Origin of the sequence: Photorhabdus sp. RM323S (assembly GCF_042879375.1) — a bacterium.
Taxonomy (GTDB): domain Bacteria; phylum Pseudomonadota; class Gammaproteobacteria; order Enterobacterales; family Enterobacteriaceae; genus Photorhabdus; species Photorhabdus tasmaniensis.
Window position 1 is genome coordinate 1 of sequence record NZ_JBHFKZ010000021.1, and the last position, 25,619, is coordinate 25,619.

21 protein-coding genes are annotated in these 25,619 nt (G+C 41.9%); 6 read left to right on the forward strand and 15 right to left on the reverse strand.

Annotated elements, in window-relative coordinates; all coding sequences use genetic code 11:
• Positions 1-997: 997 nt before the first annotated feature.
• The 12 genes from hldE to ACGF7G_RS10970 form a co-directional block, all read right to left on the reverse strand.
• Positions 998-2,422: a bifunctional D-glycero-beta-D-manno-heptose-7-phosphate kinase/D-glycero-beta-D-manno-heptose 1-phosphate adenylyltransferase HldE gene (hldE, locus tag ACGF7G_RS10915; RefSeq protein WP_387465426.1), complete on the reverse strand. Its 1,425-nt coding sequence runs from the start codon at positions 2,420-2,422 to the stop codon at positions 998-1,000.
• 95 nt (positions 2,423-2,517) lie between these two features.
• Positions 2,518-5,361 carry a bifunctional [glutamate--ammonia ligase]-adenylyl-L-tyrosine phosphorylase/[glutamate--ammonia-ligase] adenylyltransferase gene (gene glnE, locus ACGF7G_RS10920; RefSeq protein ID WP_387465428.1) on the reverse strand — a complete coding sequence of 948 codons (2,844 nt, stop codon included), beginning with the start codon at positions 5,359-5,361 and terminating at the stop codon, positions 2,518-2,520.
• A gap of 16 nt (positions 5,362-5,377) precedes the next feature.
• Positions 5,378-6,328 carry an inorganic triphosphatase gene (locus tag ACGF7G_RS10925; protein ID WP_387465429.1) on the reverse strand — a complete coding sequence of 317 codons (951 nt, stop codon included), beginning with the start codon at positions 6,326-6,328 and terminating at the stop codon, positions 5,378-5,380.
• 160 nt (positions 6,329-6,488) lie between these two features.
• A complete protein-coding gene (locus ACGF7G_RS10930; protein ID WP_387465431.1) occupies positions 6,489-7,229 on the reverse strand; it encodes an NADPH-dependent oxidoreductase in 741 nt (246 codons plus the stop codon).
• A gap of 96 nt (positions 7,230-7,325) precedes the next feature.
• Positions 7,326-8,162, reverse strand: a complete 837-nt coding sequence (locus ACGF7G_RS10935; RefSeq protein WP_387465433.1) for a hypothetical protein — start codon at positions 8,160-8,162, stop codon at positions 7,326-7,328.
• Positions 8,159-9,859 (reverse strand): asparagine synthase (glutamine-hydrolyzing), encoded by a 1,701-nt coding sequence (gene asnB / locus ACGF7G_RS10940; protein WP_387465435.1) that lies wholly within the window; start codon positions 9,857-9,859, stop codon positions 8,159-8,161. Before asnB ends, ACGF7G_RS10935 begins: the two co-directional genes overlap by 4 nt.
• A gap of 8 nt (positions 9,860-9,867) precedes the next feature.
• The gene (locus tag ACGF7G_RS10945; protein ID WP_387465437.1) at positions 9,868-10,986 is read right to left on the reverse strand and encodes a hypothetical protein; all 1,119 of its coding nucleotides are present in this window, start codon (positions 10,984-10,986) and stop codon (positions 9,868-9,870) included.
• Position 10,987: 1 nt separating this feature from the next.
• Complete coding sequence (locus tag ACGF7G_RS10950; RefSeq protein ID WP_387465438.1) at positions 10,988-12,211, reverse strand: MFS transporter; 1,224 nt, start codon at positions 12,209-12,211, stop codon at positions 10,988-10,990.
• A gap of 2 nt (positions 12,212-12,213) precedes the next feature.
• Positions 12,214-13,002, reverse strand: a complete 789-nt coding sequence (locus ACGF7G_RS10955) for a hypothetical protein (protein WP_387465440.1) — start codon at positions 13,000-13,002, stop codon at positions 12,214-12,216.
• 26 nt (positions 13,003-13,028) lie between these two features.
• A complete protein-coding gene (locus tag ACGF7G_RS10960) occupies positions 13,029-13,856 on the reverse strand; it encodes a DUF692 family multinuclear iron-containing protein (RefSeq protein ID WP_387465442.1) in 828 nt (275 codons plus the stop codon).
• Position 13,857: 1 nt separating this feature from the next.
• The gene (locus tag ACGF7G_RS10965) at positions 13,858-14,772 is read right to left on the reverse strand and encodes a hypothetical protein (protein WP_387465444.1); all 915 of its coding nucleotides are present in this window, start codon (positions 14,770-14,772) and stop codon (positions 13,858-13,860) included.
• A gap of 116 nt (positions 14,773-14,888) precedes the next feature.
• The gene (locus ACGF7G_RS10970) at positions 14,889-15,044 is read right to left on the reverse strand and encodes a hypothetical protein (RefSeq protein ID WP_387465445.1); all 156 of its coding nucleotides are present in this window, start codon (positions 15,042-15,044) and stop codon (positions 14,889-14,891) included.
• 747 nt (positions 15,045-15,791) lie between these two features.
• Between ACGF7G_RS10970 and ACGF7G_RS10975 the strand changes: the two genes are divergently transcribed.
• Complete coding sequence (locus ACGF7G_RS10975) at positions 15,792-16,412, forward strand: TIGR04211 family SH3 domain-containing protein (RefSeq protein ID WP_387465447.1); 621 nt, start codon at positions 15,792-15,794, stop codon at positions 16,410-16,412.
• 16 nt (positions 16,413-16,428) lie between these two features.
• Positions 16,429-17,655: a multifunctional CCA addition/repair protein gene (locus ACGF7G_RS10980; RefSeq protein WP_387465449.1), complete on the forward strand. Its 1,227-nt coding sequence runs from the start codon at positions 16,429-16,431 to the stop codon at positions 17,653-17,655.
• Positions 17,656-17,748: 93 nt separating this feature from the next.
• On the opposite strand, the gene bacA is transcribed toward ACGF7G_RS10980, so the two are convergent.
• Both bacA and folB read right to left on the reverse strand, forming a co-directional pair.
• A complete protein-coding gene (bacA, locus tag ACGF7G_RS10985) occupies positions 17,749-18,567 on the reverse strand; it encodes an undecaprenyl-diphosphate phosphatase (RefSeq protein ID WP_387465451.1) in 819 nt (272 codons plus the stop codon).
• Positions 18,568-18,745: 178 nt separating this feature from the next.
• Entirely contained in the window at positions 18,746-19,096 is a 351-nt protein-coding gene (gene folB, locus ACGF7G_RS10990; protein ID WP_387465453.1) for a bifunctional dihydroneopterin aldolase/7,8-dihydroneopterin epimerase, read from the reverse strand.
• 106 nt (positions 19,097-19,202) lie between these two features.
• Here folB and plsY point away from each other — a divergent pair, with 106 nt between their 5' ends.
• On the forward strand, positions 19,203-19,853 hold the full coding sequence (gene plsY / locus ACGF7G_RS10995) for a glycerol-3-phosphate 1-O-acyltransferase PlsY (protein ID WP_133815525.1): 651 nt from the start codon (positions 19,203-19,205) through the stop codon (positions 19,851-19,853).
• Between the two features lie 69 nt (positions 19,854-19,922).
• Here the strand turns inward: plsY and tsaD are convergent, their stop codons facing one another.
• Positions 19,923-20,936 carry a tRNA (adenosine(37)-N6)-threonylcarbamoyltransferase complex transferase subunit TsaD gene (tsaD, locus tag ACGF7G_RS11000; RefSeq protein WP_387465455.1) on the reverse strand — a complete coding sequence of 338 codons (1,014 nt, stop codon included), beginning with the start codon at positions 20,934-20,936 and terminating at the stop codon, positions 19,923-19,925.
• A gap of 307 nt (positions 20,937-21,243) precedes the next feature.
• Between tsaD and rpsU the strand changes: the two genes are divergently transcribed.
• The 3 genes from rpsU to rpoD all read left to right on the forward strand — a co-directional run bounded on the left by rpsU (position 21,244) and on the right by rpoD (position 25,347).
• Entirely contained in the window at positions 21,244-21,459 is a 216-nt protein-coding gene (gene rpsU, locus ACGF7G_RS11005; protein ID WP_001144069.1) for a 30S ribosomal protein S21, read from the forward strand.
• Between the two features lie 121 nt (positions 21,460-21,580).
• Complete coding sequence (gene dnaG, locus ACGF7G_RS11010; RefSeq protein WP_387465457.1) at positions 21,581-23,326, forward strand: DNA primase; 1,746 nt, start codon at positions 21,581-21,583, stop codon at positions 23,324-23,326.
• Between the two features lie 170 nt (positions 23,327-23,496).
• Positions 23,497-25,347 (forward strand): RNA polymerase sigma factor RpoD, encoded by a 1,851-nt coding sequence (rpoD, locus tag ACGF7G_RS11015; protein WP_387465459.1) that lies wholly within the window; start codon positions 23,497-23,499, stop codon positions 25,345-25,347.
• The last annotated feature ends 272 nt before the right edge of the window (positions 25,348-25,619 follow it).

The window sequence follows — 25,619 nt, forward strand, 5'->3', positions numbered from 1 at the left end:
CCCCTAAACACCTCCACTTTTTATCTTTACCAACGCTGTTTTACCCGCCTTTTTCAGCACTTAAATCCTGCCACATTAACCGTTTTATCCCTTTTTTATTACATTACTTTTAGAGTTTTATCCGTAAAATAACCGTCGATAAAACGCTTTAATACCTATTCTGTTCTGATAGTATTCTTTTATATGCAGATTTCTTTTCAACTCTCTTTTAACGGTTAATCATTTTCGATTAAATACCATTAAATCCGCAGCTGAAAACTCGCATTTACCGAGTTAAATCCGGCCTTGATAAAAAAGCCAAAAGCTTTAATACCTTTTCACTTGCATTTTTAAATACTCATGACAGGTTAGGTAAATGTAAAATAAATCGTGCATAAAATTTTAATCCTCGTTTTCACCCCTTTTAATACGGGATTTTTATTACATTTAATCACCATAAAATATCATGTTTTACGTTTAACAAACCTTAAATCTCTCCTCTTTTTATCTTTACCAACGCTGTTTTACCCACCTTTTTCAGCACTTAAATCCTGCCACATTAACCGTTTTATCCCTTTTTTATTGTATTACTTTTAGAGTTTTATCCGTAAAACAACCGCTGATAAAACGCTTTAATACCTATTCCGTTCGGATAATATTCTTTTATATGTGGATTTCTTTTCAACTCTCTTTTAACGGTTAATCATTTCCGATTAAATACCATTAAATCCCCCGCTAAAAACTCGCATTTACCGAGTTAAATCCGACCTTGATAAAAAAACCAAAAGCTTTAATACCTTTTCACTTGCATTTTTAAATACTCATGGCAGGTTAGGTAAATGTAAAATAAATCGTGTGTAAAATCACGGGTAAATAAATCAAATATGGCAAGATAAACAAAGTTAAATCCCGCCCTACTCACAAAACCATGCCGCTGGAGTGTCCTCTTTTTCACTCCAATCGGCATACTCTGGCCAGTACTTTATTTCCCAGCAAGCTCTGTTTTATAACAAGTCATTCACTGCTTTTTAATCGCCTTGATGATGTTGGTTGTTGAAATACCCTTTTCAAAGTTCAGCACTTTGACTTCACCACCCGCCGCCCAAACTTCTTCACTGCCAGCGATCTCCTCAGGCTGATAATCACCTCCTTTCACCAATACATCCGGCAAAACATCGGCAATCAATCGCTGCGGTGTGTCCTCTTCAAACAGAACAACCCAATCCACAGCTCCCAGTGCAGATAACACAATCATTCGCTGTTCTTGTGGATTAACAGGGCGAGTCTCACCTTTCAGCCGCTTGGTTGAAACATCACTGTTAACAGCAACAATTAGCCGATCACCCAGTTTACGAGCATTCTCCAAATAAGAAACATGACCAGCATGCAGAATGTCGAAACAACCATTGGTCATCACAATCTTTTCGCCACGCTGACGAGCATGAGCAATGGCCTGTTTAAGCTGAAATTCACTCATAACACCAAAACCAGTTTCAGCGCGGCCCCGAACAGCATTCTCTAACTCAATTGGCGAAACCGTCGAGGTTCCCAATTTGCCAACCACAACACCCGCGGCGGCATTCGCCAGAAAACAAGCTTCATGCAATGGTCTTCCAGCCGCAATCGCTGTTGCCAACACACCAATCACCGTATCGCCGGCACCAGTAACATCAAACACTTCCTGCGCCTGTGTTGGCAAATGTAATGGTGGCTGATCAACGCTCAACAAACTCATCCCCTGTTCAGAACGGGTGATCAGTAATGCCTGTAGATCTAAGTCCTTAACCAGTTTAGTGCCTTTCTCAACCAATTCGTCGTCATCTTTGCAGTGGCCCACGACCGCTTCAAATTCAGACAAATTCGGCGTGAGTAAAGTTGCACCACGATAACGCTCAAAATCACTCCCTTTCGGATCAATTAACACCGGCACGTTAGCATCGTTCGCCAGTTTGATCATTTTCTGGACCCGGCTCAACGCGCCTTTGGCGTAGTCAGATAAAATCAATGCGCCGATATGAGGTAACGCCTGTTCAATGCGCTCAAGTATCGGTTGCTCATCGACGTTATCGAAACCTTCTTCAAAATCCAAGCGGATTAACTGCTGGTTACGGGAAAGTACCCGCAGTTTGGTAATTGTCGGATGAGTCGGCACAGCAACAAAATCACAGCGCACGTTAACACTACTCAGTTTTTCATCCAGTGCACGCGCCGCGTCATCAATCCCTGTCAAACCAACCAAATGTGAATTCGCCCCAAGAGCAGCTATATTCATAGCAACGTTGGCCGCCCCTCCCGGACGTTCCTCAATGGTATTTACTTTTACTACAGGTACCGGCGCTTCCGGTGAAATCCGACTGGTTGGCCCATACCAATAGCGGTCTAACATCACATCACCAACGACTAAAACACCCGCATGGTGAAAATCCGGGAGTGTCACTTTCATCCCCTACTCCAAATATCAGATATTAACTGGTGATAAATATTACCATAGCTCAGGAAAATGCCAGTAAAATCCATGCACCAAACCGCTATAACCCGTTATTGTTCACCCAACCATTGCTGCCAGCTATGACCTACCCGCTCCTGCTGTTTTCGGAAACAATCAGCGGGTACTCGGCTGGAAAACACCTGTAACGCCAAATGATGCAATTCATCACGCATGGAGACATAAGCCTGAGTTAACGCGGCGGCTTCATCTTCATCCATAATTCCATAAGCCGCCATTAACTCAAAAATCCGTACATTATCCGACCAGCGCGTCAGGCGTTCATTTTCAGAGGCGTAACGCAGTACCAGATACTGTGCAATAAATTCGATATCCGTGATCCCACCCGGATCAGCCTTAATATCAAATTGATCTGAATGGCCGCTGCCTAAATGTTTATGCATCTTCTCCCGCATTTCCCTGACTTGCTGACGTAATAAAGCCGGTTCTCGGTCCGTGCATAACGTCTGGTGGCGTATCCGCTCAAAATCCTGATGCAAATTTTCATCGCCAAAGACCATACGGGCGCGGACCAATGCCTGATGTTCCCAAGTCCACGCGTCATTCCGCTGATAATCAGCAAACGCTCCGATGGTACTGACTAACATTCCTGATTCGCCCGAAGGTCGCAAGCGGACATCTACGTCATACAACACACCAGAGGAAGTTCGGGCACTGAACAGGTGCATAATGCGTTGGGCAAGACGCAAATAAAATTGCCGGGCATCAATCGATCGATCACCATCAGTCATGACATCCATCGGGCAATCCAACAGGAAAACCAAGTCAAGATCGGAGCCGTAACCCAGTTCCCATCCCCCCAGTTTGCCATAACCAATTACAGCAAATCCCAACCCTTGCCGCTGATTCAGATGTGATGGAATACCATAGCGTTTTGCCATTTGTCCCCACGCCTGTTGAACCACCGCCTCAATAATTGCCTCGGCCAAATAAGTCAGATGATCACTCACTTTCATCACCGGTAACACGCCGGTGATATCCTCCGCCGCAATCCTCAGTAATTGCGCCTGTTTAAACTGGCGAAGAGCCTCTAATTGCTGCTCTTCATCATCTTCTGGTATCCGTAACAAATATTGCCGCAGCTCATCTTTATAGGCAGTCAGTGGTAAGGGTTTATTCAGAAATTGGGGATCAAGCAGTTCATCCAGCAACAAGGGGTGGCGGGCAAGCTGAGTGGCAATCATCGGTGAAGCCGCACACAGCCGGATAACGTGTGTCAGTACGGCTTCTGATTCCAACATCAGTTCCAGATAAGTTGTGCGGCTGACAATGCTCAACAACAGCGGAATAACCCGCTCCAGCACCGTATTGGTATCTTGTCGCAAGCAAACTTTTGCCAACAAACGTGGCATCAGATGATCAAGGACGTCACGTCCGCGAGGGCCAATGGTTCTTTTTCCCACATCCTGACGGAATACAGCAATGACATGTAATATCTGCTGTGCAACTGATTCATCCAAATGAGGAGCTAGCATGATTAGCTCTTCTTTTTCGAGATTTTCCAGCCATAAACTCTTAAATGGCACATGACCCGCTTCTTCTTCATTGTTATCACTGTCATCACCAATTAATTGCGTGAAGATGACCCGAACAGCGCCCATCTTGCTGTTCAATGCAATCATCAACTCATCCCAGCTTTCAAATCCCATTCCCCACGTCAACCGTGAACGGTTCAGTTCATCTTCCGGCAACGTCTGAGTTTGCAGATCGTCAATTGACTGTAAAAGATTTTCCAGCCGCCGCAAAAAGAGGTAACTGTCAGCAAGTTGTTCTACCTGTGATGACGACAAAAGTTCCAATTTTTCTATTACTTGAAGCGTGGGTAACAGCGCCGGAGATTGCAGACACAGCTCACGGCCACCACGAATAAGCTGGAATACTTGCGTGATAAATTCAATTTCACGGATACCTCCCGCACCCAATTTGATATTGTCTTTCAAACCACGGCGACGAACTTCACGTTCAATCATCCCTTTCATGTTTCTCAGAGACTGAATCACACTGAAATCAATATAACGGCGGAAGATAAACGGCCTTAACATCCGGCGTAATTCGTCACAATACGATTCGCTGCCAGCGCCCATAATTCGCGCTTTGACCATCGCATAACGCTCCCAATCACGTCCCTGTTCCTGATAATAATCCTCCAATGCGGCAAAACTGAATACCAGTGGACCACTGTCGCCAAATGGGCGCAAACGCATATCAACCCGATAAACAAAACCATCCACCGTTTGCTGATCGAGCACTTTGATAAGACGCTGCCCCAAACGGGTAAAAAACTGAGCGTTGTCCATTTCACGGCGGCCACCGCAGGTAATACCGTTTTCAGGATAGGCAAAAATCAGATCAATATCGGAAGAGAAATTCAGCTCGCCACCGCCAAGTTTCCCCATGCCCAGAATTAACAGGGGTTGTGGTTCGCCCTGATCATTGCAAGGGGTTCCCCAATCCTGACAACAACGCGGATACAACCAGTCACGAGCAGCAATAATCAGCGTTTCAGCCAACATACTGAGCTGTTGCAACGTCTCCTGAGTCGTACTGCGGTGCAACGCCTGTAACCAGGCGATTCTGACCAAAATTTTGTTACGGAACTGACGTAAAACCCGCATCAGGGTATTTTCATTCTCTACTGATGAAAGTCCCTGTTGCAGCCATTCCGCGTATTGATGCCACTCCTGCGCTTGCGGTGGATTCTGGCGGATTTCGGTTAACCATTCTGGGTGAATTTGCAGATTATCAACAACAAAATCACTCAGTGACAACACAGCCTGCTCATGAGGAGCAAGATCTTTAACACGCAAAGCCAGTTCCTGAAAATGCTTGGTCACACTCTGTAACTGAGCCAGAAGCGGGGTCGAAAGTGGCAACATAGAGAATTCCTGTTATTCAAGCAGTGAGACGAACTAACCACATAGTCAGTGCTAACTTACATTGCAAATAGCTCGAGCTGTAACACAGCGTTTCAGCCACTGTTTCCGCTGCTGATAATGTCTGGTCAATAGCCACCCATTGATTATCCAACAGTTCCGGCCTGCTTACCGGTTCATTAACATAGTCGATCATCCGCTGAACTAAAGTGAGTACTTGCTTCAAACCATGCCGACCTTCTGACAAGCCTGCCAGCCAGTACTCTTCCTGCTCTTGCCAATGGGCCAATATTGACGAAAGTACAGCAGGTAATGACTGCTGCATATCAATTTCTGTCGGAACAGAAGTCAGAACGGCCTTTGGTTTCCCCTGAGCTAATTGATAACCACGAGCCGCTTTACTTTTATTTCCCTGTCGCAAGCCGTCTGACTTTGCCAACTCAACAGCCAACGCTAATACATCCATGACAGTTCCCTGTTTCAGCTCCAGCTCAAACTCACAGATTGGCTCTTTGCCGTCTGCTGCAATGATTTCTCCCTGATCAAGCACAACTTCAATCTCACTTTGCCCGTAAGTAACCACCCACTTCTCGCGCATAAAGTCAGTGCTGAATAACGCATTTAAACGAGATTGCAGCGCTTCTACATCACAGTTTTCAGGCCAGATATGAGGAGGAAACAATGTCAACGCCAGTTCCGGTTTTGACAATGGCACATTGTATTCCGGTCGCTGATGCAGCCCGCCGATCACTTTCCCGGCTGTTTTGATTGTCATCTCATACCGGTCGTCAAAACCACGGATACGCAATCCCATATCAAGACCGCGCAGTTGGTTCTCCGCCGTTTCAAAATAGATATTGGTCAACTTTTGCGGCGCAAAGTAGTGATGAGGAAATAACAATAATTGCTGACGGATGACAGGAATAGCTCGTGGTTTAGCGGTAAGTTTTAATTCAATTTCGACACTCATATCTGCACCATTGATGGCAATCTTTGGTTATTATCTTACTCTGATTTCACTTTTCTTTGCGACTAGACGCTATTTTCATCAACCCGCCTCCAATAACAAGTTGCATTCGAGGCAACGGCTTTTTCATTCCGTTGCCCCGCAACCCCCAATTTTATTTGAGTTATTTATCCAATTTGAAGCCTTGTTGCTGAATAGCAGGAAGCACATTTGGGTAATAAATATCTTGGTAATAGCTGGCGGTATTCATGCTCCAATTGCTACCGTCACTGCGACCGATATGATGCCAGTACGTCATTAGCGTTTTATTGTACTGTTCAATCGCTTCCGGTAATCCGTCACAACGATAATGCTCTTCGTGACAGAAACTGTTGAGCGACAAACGCGGTTTCTGCTGTGCAGGAATATCAACATAGCCAATCACGACACCGGCCACCGGGAAAGTGAGTTCCGGCAATTGCAGGAGATCAATCAGCGCCTTTGGATTATTACGAATACCCCCGATCGGCACAACACCCAAACCGTGAGAACGGGCTGCGGTCATCAAAGCCCCTAATGCAATACCGACATCAGTTGAGCCTGAAATTAGACTTTCAATGCTTTGATGCGCGATCTGCTGTTTACCACTCATCTCTATACCGAGGCGTGTTTTATGCATATCCAGTACTACGGTAATAAATACCGGTGCCTGGGCGATCCATGTCTGACCACCAGCCAATTCTGCAATCCTATCTCGGCGGTGCACATCACGGATCACCACTAATGACACCTGCTGTGAATTCATTGACGTCGGTGCGAGATGTGCAGCTTCAATAATACTAGCCAGAATATCTTCAGGAATAGGTTTGTCGAGATAACTGCGTTCACTACGGTGCGAAGTGAGTAGTTCAATTATTTGATTCATAACATTTCTGTGAATAGTACATTGGGGCTTACCCAAATGAGCAATGACATTGAATCAAGAATACTACATGATTCTATAAGTTGGCGTCATTACTCATTAATGGCAAGCAACAATATCGCCAGGTAAAGTCAGCGTAATATTTTTCTCTCTGTGCAACTTTCGGAAAAAGGATAGCTGTTGTTCTAAATACCGTAAACGATGGGGTCTGCCAATAACAGGGGTATGTAACGGAAACGCAACTACCGGCGACAATTTCTGATTTGCGATAAGCAAAAGCCCATCAATATAATCCCGCATCGACTGAAAATAATCTGCGGTAGTCAGGCTTTTAGCGCACAGCGACGGAGTATCGTTAACTTCAACGTTATAAGGTACAGAAATCAATGTTCCATGATTACAGGTAATTTTAGTAAGAAAATCTGAGCAAGACCAATCCAGAGTATAATGAAAACCAGATTCAGACAGCGCTTTAAGCGTATATTCATTACCGTTAATCCAGGGAGATAACCAGCCGTTTACAGAAACGCTGAAAAAATCTTCCAATGTGTTCTTCACTTGCCGAATATAATGAAGCTGCTGGTGATAAGTCAGTTCATGAAAATAATCCGTATTGGTTTTTCCGTGAGCTACAATCTCGATATTCTTATAAGATTGAAGTTCTTTTGCCAACAAAGGATATTTAATGACTATATTGGAATTAAGTAACAGTGCTATCGGAATCTGGTGAGCAGCAAACCTTTCCAGAATATTAAATACCCCTTCATAAAGTCCATACATTCTCCATGCGTGATTTTTAAAATCAGGTGAAAACTTCACACTGGTATATCCGTGGCCTAAACCGCAGGGTTCACTGTCTTCTATATTAAGTGCAAAGTATACAAATATATTTTTTCCACTATTATTAAGTGGAAAATACTCAATGTATTGTATCATAAACACTCCTGATAAACATTCCTATACCACAAATCAAAAACTTTCACAGACCATAGTTTATTAAAATCATGTATATTCCAATCCTCTATTCGCAGAGATTTTCTTTTGAGATCATCAAGAAAAAGATAATCATGTACGACCGAGTTCCCATCAAATAAAGGCGAAGCAAAATAATTAAAGATTTCTTTATTTTTCATAAAGTGAAATTGGAAAGTAAATGGCTGTTTTTTACGGTAACTAACGGTATGGCCAAGATAAGGTAAAAATACTTTACGTAGCAGATACTTACCAATACCATCCTGAAATTTATCTATGGAAGAAACTGAAATAGCTAGCTGCATATGGGCCGGATCTAAAAATGGGCTTCTTGTTTCAATGCCGTTTTTCATAAATATTCTATCCATCCGAGTAAGATGATAGTTTTTAAAACGTATTTCCATTTCCTTCAATGTAACAGACTCAATATCAGCTGGAGGAATATTGCTACCAAAGTAATGTGCAATGTCATAATACTTAATCCGAATCTCATCTTGAGTAAATAGCATAAGTGACCGCAAATAAGCTGACCAACCAGTATTTATCAGATCACTATAGCGCGAATAACCATACCACAGCTCGTCTGCTCCATCCCCGGTTATTAAAACGCGATGGTTTTTATTAATTTCCTTAGCTAAAGCTAAGGAGTTAACAATAATAGGGTCCTGTACCGGTTGCTCCATATACCAAACAGATTCTTCTAATAAAGAAGGAATCTCCTGTTCGTTAAGCAATAAGGGAATATGTCTAATTCCATATTGACTGGCAAAAGCCTTTGCCAGTGGTATCTCATCAAACTCATAACCATCATCACTGCCGATGGTATACGCATTAAACTCAATATGATCCAACTTTAATAAATAATTAATAATTGAAGAATCTAACCCTCCGCTGAGCAGAGAAGCAATAGGGCGGGAATGACGTGATCTCAAAGAGACTGCATCAATCAACGAAACCATAATTTCCTCACCTTCAACCTGTTTCTTTTCAGTACTGAAAGCGTGGTATTTTATTAAATCATGATCTTTCTTATTGCGATCAAAGCATAAGAATCCCCCGGTGGGCACCTCAAAAATTCCCTTCACAAAACAGGATTCATAACCAGATGACTTAAATATAAAAAAATCTGCAACCACATTAAGATCCAATTCAATATCTCTTTTTATCCTCATTAGTCCTGAAACGTTAGAAGAGAAAAAGAGAACGTCATCCTGAATCAGATAATAGAGAGGCTTTTTGCCAAGAATATCTCTGGCAAGGAAAATAGCATCACCTTCTATCATTACCAAAGCAAAGGCACCATTCAGCTCACGTAGTGCCTTGGTCAGCCCCATTCTTGCTATCAGGGGAATAAGAATCTGACCGTCACAGCTGTCCTCTTCCAAATTGAATAGAGTATACTGTTTTGCCAGACGAATAAAATTATATATCTCACCATTATAAACAACGTGCATTTTATTCTTAGAATAAGGTTGTAATGCATGGTGACCTTTGCCAGTGATAGAAAGTTGACTAAAAAAAATGCCAAAATTTTCCGTTATCATTTCAGATTTAAAATCTGGACCTCGATCGCTAATGCTATCTTTCAGAATAGAAACGACATGATTATCTAGCCAAATCTTTTCATGGGTTAGATTAAAATAGCCGGCAATTCCGCACATTTTGTCTCCTAATCGTAACTGATTTTAAAATGGCCATCAGAGAAAAGGTCATAAGATATTTTATTTTCAATCTGATAGTTAGCTGGCCCCATATACTGGAGCAACAGAGCATTTTGAATGATATTATTTACAGCATTTCTTTCTTTCAGCACCGATGGTCCGAAGAAAGGGAGCAAAATTAACACCGAATCTCTAACTAATGCTGTAGATAAGTATTTAAAACTCAGGCTACAAGTCAGGTCAAAATATTCCCCGGAATCGAGAAAACATGCAAAAACCCGGATAAAAGCATAAAACTTATCCTCAATCTTTTTATAAACATCTTTATCATAGATATACTTATACTCCTGTTCCAGAATATCAAGCAATCTGGCAAGCAAACCCAATGCTAATAACCCCGGATTGATGCCAGATTCGTGGTTATTTATTTGTAGATCGGCACCATTCCCACGTCCGCCAAGAAAATACCGACTATCGCAACTTAGGGAAGAAAATACTATTGAACAGTTTTTTGCTGATTTAAAGCCAATCAGATCAAGAGGCAACAGTTTTAACCTTGTCTCGGTAAACACGTTGGGAAGACAAATAAACGACTTTCCACCAAACTCCTTATCATTAACGATCACATGCAGATAACAGGATTCGGAGACCCCAGTTGAGATATATTTATTTCCTGATATTAAAACATTATTACCTAAAGTATTGAGAACCGATGCTGGATTCTGTTCTCCCTCACTCCAGGAAGAAGACATCAAACGCCCGCTGTGATGAATATTCTGCGCAATTTCCCGGTAAAGGCTCTCACCAGCATAATTATTAAGCCGAGCTGTACATTGAAAATGGAACATATACAGTGATGCAAGATTGACAGAATAATAAGAGAGATAGGGTAACAAGCTAACCGCCGATTTAAGACTGGCTCTCCTTCCACCAAATTCAACAGGTACCATAAACAATGAAAGCAAAGATTGTCTATTAAGGTAGTTAATCAACGAGACCGGATACTTGTTCTCAAAATCCACAGCTAACATTTCATCCTTAATAGAATGAATATCACCCAGTAACTCAGTATATTCCTGATTAAATTTTTCCATCAAACGAGTAATCAATGCCAATGCTTTATTCATCTCACACCACCTCAGAATCAGAAACCGCTTTTTTCGTCATGGATATGTAAGATATCAGACAGATAATCGATATCACGATTAGCGATGTTAATCCGATAATATTCTTAGTTATATCAATATTAAAAACGTCGATCATCAGCCCAACAATCAGCACCGATAATTGATAAAAGCTGGTATAACTTAGACTATGAATGTTATAAACCAATGGTAAATTCATCTCACTACTATTATTTTGTATAAGCGTCATATCCAATGGAATGATAATCCCGCCACACAGCCGCATAAAGAATATAAAGACAAATGCCAGATAGATATTGTTGATAAACAACGCCGCCGAAAAAAATACAGCTTGAAAAAAATAAGCGATGATAAATAAGATAAAAGCAGATCTTTTTTCCCCATCAAACTTAATATTATAAACAATAATACAACCAGCCAGCATGGAGACTGCCTGCACCATATAAAAAGTACTCAGTAATTTTACTCCCGTTTCATCACTCATAAATATCACAGGTAACAGGACGTTCAATGCACCTCCCACTACTCCCCAACTCAACCCCAAAATAATAATAGCACTCAGTATAGGACTCCGCTTAACCTCATAAAAAAGTTTATAAATTATCTCATTGATGGTGACTTTTTTCTTTATTTTCTCATGAAGCAGTTCTGAATCACTGCTTATTCCAACCAAAAACAAGCATGAGATTATATAGCTCATTGCGTTAACAATAAGCGCGGTTTCAACAGAAAAGCTATTGAGTAAAAGAGCACCTATCACTGATCCCAAACCCATGGCAATAAAAGATCCACTATTTAAAATCGCATTAACTTTACTCCTGGCATTGGCGTCATACAGCTCAGTAACCTTTCTGATATAAGCGGTTCTGAATGCTGTGCTAACAATACCAATTAGCACATTAATCAAAAAAATATAATAAATCGACTGCAACGCCGGTAGCATGCAAAGAATCAAAATAGCTCGCAATATATCTCCATAAATCATAGCCATTTTATTACTGATTCCATTTAGGAATCGCACAATAAACGGCGAAAAAATCAATCCCGGCAAAGCGGAAGACAAAATAAAAAAGCTAACCATCAACCCCGATTTTGTCGAGTGATAAATATAGAGCAATATAGAAACCTGAAATATCCAGTCACCAATGGCTGAAGTTGTCACTGATGAAAATAGAGATCTCAGGTTATTATCTTTAATAAAAACCATAACTACTTCCTATTCGGGATATATTTTATAAATCCCTGCTCAATTTTATCGTTGAGATCTTCAATGCTATCCTTGATGTATGAAATACCAAACTTCTCAATGAGCTGCAATAACGTTGCCTCATTATCATTCTCTATCAAACAAGACAAAATATCACCCTCTGTCAATTTAGTGAAAGAAGTCGTTTTTGGAATATGAGGATGTTTAACGATTAATATTCTTACCGACCCCTCACCCTCTGAAAAAATAATATTCAGATAATCCTTTAACGAGGATCTAACCCTGATAACATCACGATGCTGCGACAACACCAACTTATCATTCACCGATAAATTTTCTATGTACTCCACTGCCGGTTCATTATAGTTAACCCAACAGATACAGGTATTTTTATAGCAAAAATTAAGCAATTCAAACAGATAACCAGGATAATTGTAACGCAGCAATATATTAGAAAAATAATGATAGTATTGTTTCGCATCAAAAAGTTTATTTACCGAGCCGGTTTTATAGAATTCGGTAAAACGCAGAGCATAGTTGTCATAATCGAGATATTTTTTTATTTCCTGTATAAAAAGCCCAAACTCCCCGTCCCGACGCACAATCCGCTCTTCTTTTACCTGAAAACTGAGTTTAGCAATGCTGTTAAGATCCAGATCCCTCAGATAAAAAATTTCTTCTGATGATAAGGAGAAATCATTCAAAACAGCATATTCACTGTCAATAACTTGCTTTAAAAATTCCTTATCCCGAATCATTTTAGCCATGATATTTTGCACGTCTGCTAACATAATGCCACCTCCAATGAATGAGAATTTCAGGCAAGAAGACTTCTAGCCCATTCAATCGTATCCCGCAGATATTCTGGCTCAGCCAACTGTGGGGTAACCGCCTCTAGCTCAAAGAAAATAAGCGGCCGGATATTCTGGTATTTCACCACTTGCTCCAAGCTGCTTTTCAACCAAATATCACTTTCAAGATATTCTTTAGGTGCATTTTTCATTTGCTGTTGGTTGTTCACATACATATGAATTTGATCAACCATGGAAAAATCTATATACGACAAATATTCATCAGGATCGATATCTACGCCATATTTATTGCTATATGCAATATTTGAAAGGCTCAAATGCATTCTCGCGCCGGACTCTTTAACCGTTTGATTAAAGAAATTCACCCTGTCTTTTATGCAGATGCTTTTCAGCCCATAGGATAAAATTGGGTTCTCAATCAATATCTTTGCGGGTAATTCTGATTGTAGTGCCCTGATATTCGACACAATTCTCTTTTTTTGTTCCGGTAATTCTGCGGGAGGAAAGAAGATACCAAACTCATCACCTCCCGGCGCATTTAAGATGGCATGGTGTTCTGTCACAGAATACGGTTCTATAGCGTCGACCTGTTCTTTCAGCATTCGTAATCCGGGCCTAACCGCATCAGAATCTCGCCCTAAATCCATTACGGCAGTATGCAGACAAAAAGGTTTGTTTTTCCATTTTACAAAACGTTTTAAGCTTTCCACTTCCGTATTAAAATGAAGAGCCAATACCTCATAGGCATCCGATCTCCCACCACACGCTGCAAATTTTTCATCAAAGTCTATATAGTCTTGATGAAAGTGTAAAAAATAACCTACACCTTCCATATTACTCATCCTCTAAAATATTAGTTGAAATTTGTGAGCTGAACAGAGTTTCTATACCTTCTTCTCTCAGCTCAAAAGGAAGCTCAATATGTGATTCCATGTTTCTACATATATATATCTTTCTTTCTAATTTCCCTCCGCCGAAGTATTCTAAATAACAGCACATAATATATAGACTACTCACTGGAAATGATCGATGAAAATCCCCATTGTAACAAAGAAGGCAATGTAATATGTTGTCTTCACATGAGAATGCTATAATCTTATAACCTAATTTATCGGCTGACAGACGTAGCAAAATTTCTTTCGATCTTTTCAGGCAATGAGTTTCAGATAATAAGCTGCTAATATCAATTAAGCATATTTTATTGCTCGATATAATATCTACCCTTACGTTTTCAACATCATCATAAAGATCATTACCATGATAAACATGATGTTCTTTTATCGTATCTTTCAATAAATATCTTGATATTGAAACCAAATGCCCTTCTTTATTTTTATTGATGTATTTTAATATCCATGAAGAATTTATTATCTGATTAGTGATAATACAATTTCTGTTTTTATTTATATTTTTACCTTTCAACATAGAATATAAGTAGGAAGCAACCGCAGCATTTGAGCACTCCAAAGAATCATCACTCCTTTCACCTTTTTTATTTTTCTGATAGAAACAAAACGTAATGCTGTTGTTCTCTTCATTAACCCTGGAAACATAAACAAGCTTCATATCCTGATAATGAGCACCAAAGGTAGTATCTTCCATGAGGACTATTTCATCGTCAGAAACAAGCAGCGTAGATGTACCACTTCTGATTTTAACTTTCTTTTTTAAATCTAAAGCCGGATATAAAATCATTCTTACAACCCTCGTAACAAAATGTATACCTGCTTTATCTTGATAATTATTCATAACATAGGACCGGTAAGATCCTATGTTATTTTCCAGTCTATACCTGACAATTGAATAAATGAAACCACTTGAATCTTCATACAATCCAAATTCATTTAAACGCTTGTCGTGATAATTTATAATTTAAAGATATTCACATTCTTCTGCACACTACGCCCTACAGAATAATTCATAACCTGCATATTTTTCTGTACACTACGAGCTACAGAAAAACTAGTAATACCTGTATTTTTTTCAACACTACGTGATACAGAAAACGAAGAGTTACTCATATCTTACTCCAGTTAACTCGTATAATTTTAATTAATTTCACAACATAAAATTTTCTAAAAATAAATTTTATGTCCCATCCCACTACTCTATTTTGTAATGGTTTTTTAAAATTAGGATCTATTAATGTTGATGTCAAGTTAACAACATTAAATAAGATTGACATTGCAGAAAGCACAATATGCACAATATCATTGTTGAATTTAGCCAAACCTTCCATCCATTAAAGTGGTGTATTATGATAAATTTAATAATCTTCAATGGGTTACTATCCCAATAAGTTGTCTGACAACGCTACTCCTTCTGCTATCAGGCCAAGTTGATTGTCCACAAATGCTTCCAGTCTTTTGTCGAACATCATAAAAATAGTTTTATTAATGCTGAAGTTATTTGCACAGCGGCCCCTCTTCTTCCATACCCTCTGTTGAATCCAGAACCGAGAATCTGTAAATTATGACGGCTTTACACCACATCGATAAACCTTTAACTCAGTACGTCATTACGTTAAAACCAACAGCCTCTTCCCCGTCCTGATCAAGATCTTGCTCAATGAGAAAATTAACATTTTCTCTTTGCTGAAAGTTATGATAGTAATTGGCAAAACACGTGCTGTTAAACAAACAACCAGTAAACCCCGTATTCGACCCGTTAAGATAGTTCCTATTTCGGTTTACTGTTTGCTCTAGCAAACTTAACTCTTTACTATCAAGCTCTAAACTCACCATAGATAAAGAATAGTTGAAATGACAATGCGAAAATTACATTTACTTCTTACAGCGCTATTCAGCCTGAGCTTTTCGCTTACTACCCACGCGGAAGAAAAGCGCTATGTATCTGATGAGTTATCTACCTACACACACGCTGGGCCGGGTAACAAATATCGTATTGCCGGCACACTGAATGCCGGTGATGCAGTCACATTGATAAGCATCAACCAAGACAGTAATTACGCTCAGGTGAAGGATGATAAAGGCCGTCTTGTCTGGCTGCCCGTTAACCAACTCAGTGATAAACCGAGCTTGCGCACCCGCCTCCCGGAGATGGCGCAGGAAATCAAGATATTGACGGATAAGTTAGCCAATATAGACAATAGCTGGAATCAGCGTACTGCCGATATGCAACAAAAAGTTGCAAACAGCGATGACGTTATTGCAGGACTGAAAAAAGAAAATGAACACTTGAAAAGTAAACTGATTGTGGCAGAGAAAAAACTCGATGCTGCGAATCTGCAACTTGATGACAAACAACGCAATATCATTCTGCAATGGTTTATGTACGGCGGTGGTGTTGCAGGTGCAGGTTTAATTTTAGGGCTGTTACTGCCACACATGGTTCCGCGTCGTAAACGTAATGACCGTTGGATGAGTTAATTTAAGGAATATTCAGGTGAGAATCTATCTGGTTGGCGGTGCAGTACGCGACCGCCTGCTAAACCTTCCGGTGAAAGAACGGGATTGGGTTGTTGTTGGTGGGACTCCAGAAGAACTATTGTCTCAAGGATATCAGCAAGTTGGCAGAGATTTTCCGGTGTTCCTGCATCCCAAAAATCATGAAGAGTACGCGCTGGCACGCACTGAGAGAAAATCCGGTTCGGGATATACGGGTTTTACCTGTTATGCCGCGCCGGATGTCACACTGGAAGATGATTTGCTACGCCGTGATCTGACCATTAACGCGATTGCTCAAACAGTCGAAGGCGAGCTTGTCGATCCTTACCGTGGGGTTGATGATTTAAATAATCGTATTTTACGCCATGTTTCCAATGCATTCTCAGAAGATCCACTGAGAGTATTACGAGTCGCCCGTTTTGCCGCCCGTTTCGCCCATTTGGGATTTACCATCGCACCAGAGACATTAACGTTAATGTCAAAAATGGCAACCAACGGAGAGTTATCAGCACTCACACCAGAGCGTGTCTGGAAAGAGACAGAAAAAGCCCTTTCCACCCATTCACCGCAAGTTTTTTTTCAGGTTTTACGTGATTGTGGTGCATTGGCGGTACTGTTTCCTGAAATTGATAATCTGTTTGGCGTTCCCGCACCGGAAAAGTGGCATCCTGAGATTGATACCGGTATTCACACATTGATGGTGTTGAAAGTTGTCGCTGAGCTGACAGATGAAGTAGATAGCCGTTTTGCTGCTCTATGCCATGATCTTGGCAAAGGATTGACACCGCCGGAACAGTGGCCTCATCATTATGGACATGGGCCAGCAGGCGTTAAGTTAGTCGATCAATTGTGCCAACGTCTGCGTGTGCCTAATTCTGCCCGTGATCTGGCAAAACTGGTCGCTCAATATCATGACTTAGTGCATACCGTCGATCAATTGCGGCCAAAAACATTGCTTAAGTTGTTTGATTCTGTTGATGCGTGGCGTAAACCTCAGCGAATAGATCAGTTGATTATCACCAGTGAAGCAGATGCGCGGGGTCGTACCGGTTTTGAAGATACCCCCTATCCACAAGGTCATTATCTGCAACAGGCATTTAAGGTTGCCAGCCAAGTCCAGGTGAAAAGTATTGTAGACAGCGGCTTGCGTGGTGCGGATATTGGTGATGAGTTGCGACGCCAGCGTCAGCAAGCGTTGGCTGAATGGAAGCAACAACAAGATTAGTATTGTTGTCTGAAAGATCAAATATTCGGTGCATCCCCTGATATCAAACGTTGGATGATATCTGAATTAAATCGATATCAGGGGAATCATTCACTACATAAATACCCAGTAAACAGCGGCGGCGACAATAAAGCGGTAGATAGCAAATGGGATGAAAGACATACGTTTAATCAATGCCAGGAAGGTTTTAATTGCGATCAATGCGACAATAAATGCAGTAATAAAACCGACAGCAAACATTGGGATATCAGAAACGGTCAAAAAATGCAGGCTTTTATATAAATCCAGCCCACTCGCCCCCATCATCATCGGTACCGCCAGAATAAACGAGAACTCTGATGCGGTATAACGGTTAACCCCCATTAGCATTCCACCCGAAATTGTCGCGCCTGAACGAGAGAATCCCGGCCACAATGCCAGACACTGGAAGCAACCAATCATAAAAGCCTGACGATAAGTAATATCATCCAGCCCTTCTGCTTTCGGTGTTTTAGGTTTCAGAATTTCTGCGGTAATCAGTAACACACCACCAATAATCAAGGCGTACATAACACTCTGTGGGTTAAACAATGATTTAATAGTATCGTGAAACAGTAACCCAAGTGTCACCGCAGGTAACATCGCCAAAAGAATGTGGCTCAGTTTCAGCTTACCGTTGGTTTTACCTTCGTGAGGAACTTCACCAAAGTGAATACCAATTAACCCAAACAAACGACGCCAAAATACCACTACCACCGCAAGAATCGATCCAAGCTGGATAATAACTTCAAATGTTTCAGCTTTATCGCCGGTAAACCCCAACAAATGACCGATGATGATCATATGACCCGTTGAAGAAACAGGAAGAAACTCAGTCAGCCCTTCAACAACACCAAGAATAAATGCATGAAACAAGGTAGAAAAGTCAGTCATATAGAGAGATCTCACTCCATTAAACAAATCTCCAAAACAGGTAGCACAGATGGATCCAGCTACCATTTTTCCATTGCCATTAATCAATTGACATAATTATCACGCCTGGCAATGATGCATACCAGCCTATGCAAGAATAATGACAATAATATGACAACTGAATTCACTTCTGATCGGATTATTTTTTTCTCTCAATAATAACACCGACCTGACGAGCCTGTGCCACCGCCCCCGGCTTAGTGACTTTTATCCGTACCCATGGCGAATTAAAGCGGTCTAATAGCAGATCAGCCACCTCTTCCGCTACTCTTTCAACCAGAGCAAAATTCTGATTTTCTACGTGGTTGATAATCGCTTCGCTAACTTCGGCGTAATCCAGGCAATGTTCGATATTATCGCTGGAAGATGCGCGTTTATTATCCCATCCCATTTCGATATCGAACACTAACTTCTGTTTAATGGTCTGTTCCCAATCGTAAACACCAATGGTGGTGATGACAGCTAATTCCTCAATAAATACGATATCCATCACGTCGCTTTCCTGTTTTTCAACTTGTCGGATACCACTTCCGACTAAATATGCGTATTATCCATGACTAGGCTAAGAAAACGACCATTATTATTGGAGAGACATTATGAGTGCTATCGCGCTTGGCATGATTATCTTCGCGTATCTTTGCGGTTCAATCTCCAGCGCAATACTTATCTGTCGTCTGGCTGGGCTGCCGGATCCCCGCCAACATGGTTCAGGTAACCCAGGAGCGACAAATGTATTGCGGATTGGTGGCCGTAGTACTGCGGCAGTGGTACTGATTTGTGATGTTCTGAAAGGTATGGTCCCAGTCTGGCTGGCTTATCAGCTTAATGTTCCCCCTTTTTATCTGGGAATTACGGCAATAGCTGCTTGTCTCGGCCATATTTATCCGATCTTTTTCCATTTTAAAGGCGGTAAGGGAGTAGCAACTGCTTTTGGTGCTATTGCCGCAATTGGCTGGGATCTGATGGGTTTGATGACAGGTACCTGGCTGTTGACAGTATTACTGAGTGGTTATTCCTCTCTAGGCGCAATTGTCAGCGCCTTGATAGCCCCTTTCTATGTCTGGTGGTTTAAACCTGAATTTACTTTTCCGGTTGCCATGCTCTGCTGTCTGGTACTGCTCCGTCACCATGATAATATCCAACGCCTGTGGCGCGGCCAGGAAAGTCGTATCTGGAACAAGCTCAAAAAGAAAAAAGAGATGACTGAGGAAGAAAAAATTCAGGCAGAGCAAGGAAAAGAAGATTAATAATATTGCCAAATAAAAAACCAGCTACTGATTGAGTGACTGGTTTTCTATTTTCACTGTATAAAAGATTTATAATGCAGGTAATTCAGACAGTGGCCAGCGGGCTTTAACCGTTACGCCAAGAGCGTCGCTGACTCCGCCTTTCAGGCGGATCATACCGGCAAGCGCAATCATAGCGCCGTTATCTGTACAGAATTCAGGACGCGCATAAAATACTTCGCCGCCCAATTTTGCCATGACCTCTTTCATTCTGGTACGCAATGTGAAGTTGGCGCTGACGCCACCGGCCATTACCAGCCGCTTGAACCCGGTCTGTTCAAGCGCCCTTTTACATTTAATCGCTAATGTATCAACAACCGCATCTTCAAAAGCGTGGGCAATATCTGCTCTGGTCTGTTCATCATCACTGTTGTTGCGAATCGTATTAGATGCGAAAGTTTTCAGCCCCGAAAAACTGAAATCTAACCCAGGGCGATCTGTCATCGGACGAGGAAACACAAAACGCCCGGCTTCCCCTTTCTGCGCCATATTGGAGAGTAACGGACCTCCCGGATAATCCAGGCCAAGTAATTTAGCTGTTTTATCGAATGCTTCACCTGCGGCGTCATCTATCGATTCACCAAGCAGCTCATATTCACCAATACCGGTTACGCTAATAAGCTGAGTATGACCACCGGACACAAGCAAAGCCACAAACGGGAATTCAGGGCTATTATCTTCCAGCATCGGAGCCAATAAATGCCCCTCCATATGATGAACAGGAATCGCAGGAACATCCCAGGCAAATGCCAGAGAACGGCCAATAGTCGCCCCCACCAATAATGCACCAACCAGACCAGGACCTGCGGTATAAGCCACTGCATCAATATCTTTACGGGTTAATCCTGCCTCTTTCAAAGCAGCCTGAATTAAGGGAACTGTTTTGCGGATATGGTCACGTGAAGCCAGTTCAGGCACAACACCGCCGTAATCAGCGTGCAATTTAATCTGACTGTATAATTGATTCGCTAATAAACCGGCTTGATCGTCATAAATTGCGATTCCGGTTTCATCGCAAGACGTTTCTATACCTAAAACTCGCATTACACTACCTATATTCCACAGAAGAGAATCAGTTTATCATTAATAAGATAATTTGCGCGGTTTACATGCTGACTATTTTTACTGTTTAGTCTATAATCAGCGCCCTACGTAAAATCCCTGTGTGGTTATCATCAATATTTACGGAACTGACTGGCAAATTTCGCTGCAAGTCACCATTGTAATGTTGTTGTTTCAATTTGCTTCGGCGCTTTACAAAGCCATGTTCATTGAAGTAAAATTCCGCACCATTTTAAGATGGCTGGCATCCCACGCCAGCAAGACCGATTTCTATTGAGGTGAGAGGCACATGCCGGTAATTAAAGTACGTGAAAACGAGCCATTCGACGTAGCACTGCGTCGCTTTAAGCGTTCCTGCGAAAAAGCAGGTGTGTTAGCAGAAGTTCGCCGTCGTGAATTCTATGAAAAACCAACGACTGAACGTAAACGCGCTAAAGCTTCTGCTGTAAAACGTCACGCTAAAAAGCTGGCTCGTGAAAACGCACGCCGCACTCGTCTGTACTAATCCTTGCGGTTGATCCGCATAGTGATTGAATTTGCAGACAACAGTAGTTGCAGATAAAGGCCGTGCTTTCCGAAAGGGAGCGCGGCTTATTGTCGTTCATCAACAGGCGTAAAAAGGGCTTATGGCTGGACGAATTCCGCGCGCATTTATCAATGATTTATTAGCTCGTACCGATATTATCGACCTGATCGATGTTCGTGTGCCACTTAAAAAACAGGGTAAAAATCACCACGCGTGCTGTCCGTTTCATAATGAAAAGACACCTTCATTTACTGTTAATGGCGATAAGCAGTTTTATCATTGTTTTGGTTGTGGCGCTCACGGCAACGCTATCGATTTTCTGATGAATTACGATAGACTTGAGTTTGTCGAATCTATTGAAGAATTGGCCGCGATGCATGGGCTGGAAGTCCCTTATGAAGCAGGCTCCGGCAGCAGTCAAATAGAACGCCACCAAAGACAAAATCTTTATCAGCTGATGGATAAGCTTAACAGCTTCTATCAGAATTCACTAAATAGCTCCGCTGCACAACAAGCCCGGCAATACCTGGCTCAACGTGGACTTAGTGAAGAGATTATCCACCGTTTCTCAATTGGCTTCGCTCCCGCAGGCTGGGATAACGCTTTGAAACGGTTTGCCCGCAGCACGGAAGATCGTCAACAGTTAAATGACGCCGGTATGCTGGTATCTAATGATAATGGCCGTACATACGACCGTTTCCGTGAACGAGTCATGTTTCCAATCCGTGACCGTAGGGGGCGCGTGATTGCATTTGGTGGACGGGTTCTGGGAGATGCACTCCCAAAATATCTCAACTCACCAGAAACTGAAATTTTCCATAAAGGTCGCCAGCTATACGGCCTCTATGAAGCGCAACAAAATCACAGTGACCTTTCACGGTTATTAGTGGTTGAAGGTTATATGGATGTGGTGGCTCTGGCACAATTTGGTATTGATTATGCCGTTGCCTCGTTAGGTACTTCGACGACATCGGAACATATTCAGTTACTTTTCCGTGCTACTGACAACATTATCTGTTGTTACGATGGCGACAGAGCGGGGCGTGACGCAGCATGGCGAGCATTGGAAACAGCACTGCCTTATCTTAATGATGGTAGGCAGTTACGTTTTATGTTTTTGCCTGATGGCGAAGATCCTGATTCACTAGTTCGTAAAGAAGGCCGTGAAGCATTTGAACAAAGAATGGGGCAATCTCACACATTGTCTGAATTTCTATTCGAATCGTTATTGCCACAAGTTGATTTGAGTAATCCTGAAGGGAAAACAAAACTCAGTTCACTATCGGTACCATTGATTAACCAGATTCCAGGGGAAACTCTGCGCCTCTATATGAGGCAAGAACTCGGCAATATGTTAGGTATTCCCGATGCAGTGCAGTTGGAACGTTTATTACCACAGCGTTTGGAAAGTGGGAATAATTATCAGATGCCGCAGCTAAAACCGACAACTATGCGTATACTTATAGGACTGTTGGTACAAAACCCACACTTAGCGGCTTTAGTTCCCCCGTTGCAGGGAATTATGCAGGCCAAAATTGCAGGCTTGTCATTGTTTATAGAGCTTGTAGAGGTTTGTCTTACTCAGCCAGGGCTGACAACTGGACAGCTGCTAGAACAATATCGTGATAATAAATTTAGTAAACAACTTGAAAAATTAGCTGCATGGAACGATATACAAGTAGAAGAAATAGCAGAAAATACATTTCGTGACGCGTTGGATCATCTCGTTGATTCAGCGTTGGAAGAACGTTTAGATATTCTTATCGCCAGGGCAAGAACCGAAGGCCTGACACCGGAAGAACGCGAAGAAGTTCGCTTGATTAATGAATCCCGTGCCAGAAAGTAAACACTGAATTCACGGCTTAAATGCCGCATTAGGTAGGGAAATAACCCTACATTTTGCCGCGATAAGTGGGCAGCGGCAATACAACGAAAACGCCCCTGAAAGTTATTGTTGGCAGATTAGTTTCGCCGACCGACACCAACCCAAATACTCTGAAGTGTGGATACCGTCTTATGGAGCAAAACCCGCAGTCACAGCTAAAGCTACTTGTCACCCGTGGTAAGGAGCAAGGCTATCTGACCTATGCTGAGGTCAATGACCATCTGCCGGAAGATATCGTCGACTCCGATCAGATCGAAGATATCATCCAGATGATCAATGACATGGGCATTCAGGTAATGGAAGAAGCACCTGATGCCGATGATCTGATGCTAGCAGAAACCACTAACGACACAGATGAAGACGCTGTGGAAGCTGCTGCGCAAGTCCTGTCTAGCGTTGAATCTGAAATCGGTCGTACCACCGACCCAGTACGTATGTACATGCGTGAAATGGGTACCGTTGAGTTATTGACCCGGGAAGGTGAAATCGACATTGCTAAACGCATTGAAGATGGCATCAATCAGGTACAGTGCTCTGTTGCTGAATATCCTGAGGCAATCACCTATTTACTGGAACAGTATAATCGTGTAGAAGCAGGTGAAGCCCGCCTGTCAGATCTTATTACCGGTTTTGTCGACCCGAACGCAGAAGAAGACCTCGCACCTACCGCTACTCACGTTGGTTCTGAGCTCCCACAGGAAGAACTTGATGATGATGAAGACGACGAAAGTGAAGACAGTGACGAAGATAGCGATAGTGATGATGACAACAGCATCGATCCGGAATTAGCTCGCCAGAAATTCCGGGAACTGCAAGAACAGTATGAGATCACCCGTAAGGAAATTAAGAAAAATGGCCGTAACCATCCAAATGCGGCTGCTGAAATCTTAATGCTCTCAGAAGTTTTCAAACAGTTCCGTCTGGTGCCAAAACAGTTTGATTATCTGGTCAACAACATGCGTTCTATGATGGATCGCGTTCGTCTTCAAGAACGTCAAATCATGAAAATGTGTGTTGAGCAGTGCAAAATGCCGAAGAAAAACTTCATCACTCTGTTCTCCGGTAATGAAACCAGTGACATTTGGTTCACTGCTGCAAAAGCAATGAACAAACCGTGGTCTGAAAAATTACTTGAAGTTGAAGAAGAAGTACAACGTAGTCTGAACAGACTTCGTCAGATTGAAGAAGAAACCGGTTTAACCATTGAACAGGTGAAAGATATCAACCGCCGGATGTCCATCGGTGAAGCAAAAGCTCGCCGTGCGAAAAAAGAGATGGTTGAAGCCAACTTACGTTTGGTTATTTCAATCGCCAAAAAATATACCAACCGTGGTCTGCAATTCTTGGATCTGATCCAAGAAGGTAATATCGGTCTGATGAAAGCGGTTGATAAATTTGAATACCGTCGTGGTTACAAGTTCTCAACTTACGCTACATGGTGGATACGTCAGGCGATTACACGTTCAATCGCCGACCAGGCACGTACCATTCGTATTCCCGTTCATATGATTGAAACAATCAACAAACTCAACCGTATTTCCCGTCAGATGTTGCAGGAAATGGGACGTGAACCAACACCGGAAGAATTGGCAGAACGGATGTTAATGCCGGAAGATAAAATCCGTAAAGTACTGAAAATCGCCAAAGAACCTATCTCAATGGAAACCCCGATTGGTGATGATGAAGATTCACATTTAGGTGATTTTATTGAAGATACAACGCTGGAACTGCCGCTGGATTCTGCAACTTCAGAAAGCCTGCGTTCAGCCACCCACGATGTCCTGGCGGGCCTGACTGCTCGTGAGGCAAAAGTACTGCGTATGCGTTTCGGTATCGATATGAATACTGACCATACACTGGAAGAAGTCGGCAAACAGTTCGATGTCACCCGTGAACGTATCCGTCAGATCGAAGCGAAAGCATTGCGTAAACTGCGTCACCCAAGTCGTTCTGAAGTGCTCCGTAGCTTCCTTGATGAATAATCAACAATTTTAAGTCATGCTAACTGAAAAGCGTCTGCTTCGGCGGACGCTTTTGTTTTTTATAAAGGGAGATGATTAATATAATCACATATAAAAATATATTGATCATCGGGATAATAATATGACCCGATAACGCCAAAGATCTTATTAAAAATTAATCCAATGATTTATAAAAACGTTAAATAAGCCATAAAAACAACCAATATATACCGCTATCCCCTTCTACTACTTAATAAAAACTTAATTTTGTATACAAAGTGATCATACGAGTT

Excerpts from the sequence above, each read along its gene's own strand:
- ACGF7G_RS10925 (WP_387465429.1), bottom strand. The coding sequence starts at position 6,328 with ATGAGTGTCGAAATTGAATTAAAACTTACCGCTAAACCACGAGCTATT.
- ACGF7G_RS10960 (WP_387465442.1), bottom strand. The coding sequence starts at position 13,856 with ATGGAAGGTGTAGGTTATTTTTTACACTTTCATCAAGACTATATAGAC.
- glnE (WP_387465428.1), bottom strand. The coding sequence starts at position 5,361 with ATGTTGCCACTTTCGACCCCGCTTCTGGCTCAGTTACAGAGTGTGACC.
- rpsU (WP_001144069.1), top strand. The coding sequence starts at position 21,244 with ATGCCGGTAATTAAAGTACGTGAAAACGAGCCATTCGACGTAGCACTG.
- ACGF7G_RS10975 (WP_387465447.1), top strand. The coding sequence starts at position 15,792 with ATGCGAAAATTACATTTACTTCTTACAGCGCTATTCAGCCTGAGCTTT.
- plsY (WP_133815525.1), top strand. The coding sequence starts at position 19,203 with ATGAGTGCTATCGCGCTTGGCATGATTATCTTCGCGTATCTTTGCGGT.
- ACGF7G_RS10970 (WP_387465445.1), bottom strand. The coding sequence starts at position 15,044 with ATGAGTAACTCTTCGTTTTCTGTATCACGTAGTGTTGAAAAAAATACA.
- folB (WP_387465453.1), bottom strand. The coding sequence starts at position 19,096 with ATGGATATCGTATTTATTGAGGAATTAGCTGTCATCACCACCATTGGT.
- ACGF7G_RS10950 (WP_387465438.1), bottom strand. The coding sequence starts at position 12,211 with ATGGTTTTTATTAAAGATAATAACCTGAGATCTCTATTTTCATCAGTG.
- hldE (WP_387465426.1), bottom strand. The coding sequence starts at position 2,422 with ATGAAAGTGACACTCCCGGATTTTCACCATGCGGGTGTTTTAGTCGTT.
- rpoD (WP_387465459.1), top strand. The coding sequence starts at position 23,497 with ATGGAGCAAAACCCGCAGTCACAGCTAAAGCTACTTGTCACCCGTGGT.
- tsaD (WP_387465455.1), bottom strand. The coding sequence starts at position 20,936 with ATGCGAGTTTTAGGTATAGAAACGTCTTGCGATGAAACCGGAATCGCA.
- asnB (WP_387465435.1), bottom strand. The coding sequence starts at position 9,859 with ATGTGCGGAATTGCCGGCTATTTTAATCTAACCCATGAAAAGATTTGG.
- ACGF7G_RS10955 (WP_387465440.1), bottom strand. The coding sequence starts at position 13,002 with ATGTTAGCAGACGTGCAAAATATCATGGCTAAAATGATTCGGGATAAG.
- ACGF7G_RS10965 (WP_387465444.1), bottom strand. The coding sequence starts at position 14,772 with ATGAATAATTATCAAGATAAAGCAGGTATACATTTTGTTACGAGGGTT.
- dnaG (WP_387465457.1), top strand. The coding sequence starts at position 21,581 with ATGGCTGGACGAATTCCGCGCGCATTTATCAATGATTTATTAGCTCGT.
- ACGF7G_RS10945 (WP_387465437.1), bottom strand. The coding sequence starts at position 10,986 with ATGAATAAAGCATTGGCATTGATTACTCGTTTGATGGAAAAATTTAAT.
- bacA (WP_387465451.1), bottom strand. The coding sequence starts at position 18,567 with ATGACTGACTTTTCTACCTTGTTTCATGCATTTATTCTTGGTGTTGTT.
- ACGF7G_RS10930 (WP_387465431.1), bottom strand. The coding sequence starts at position 7,229 with ATGAATCAAATAATTGAACTACTCACTTCGCACCGTAGTGAACGCAGT.
- ACGF7G_RS10935 (WP_387465433.1), bottom strand. The coding sequence starts at position 8,162 with ATGATACAATACATTGAGTATTTTCCACTTAATAATAGTGGAAAAAAT.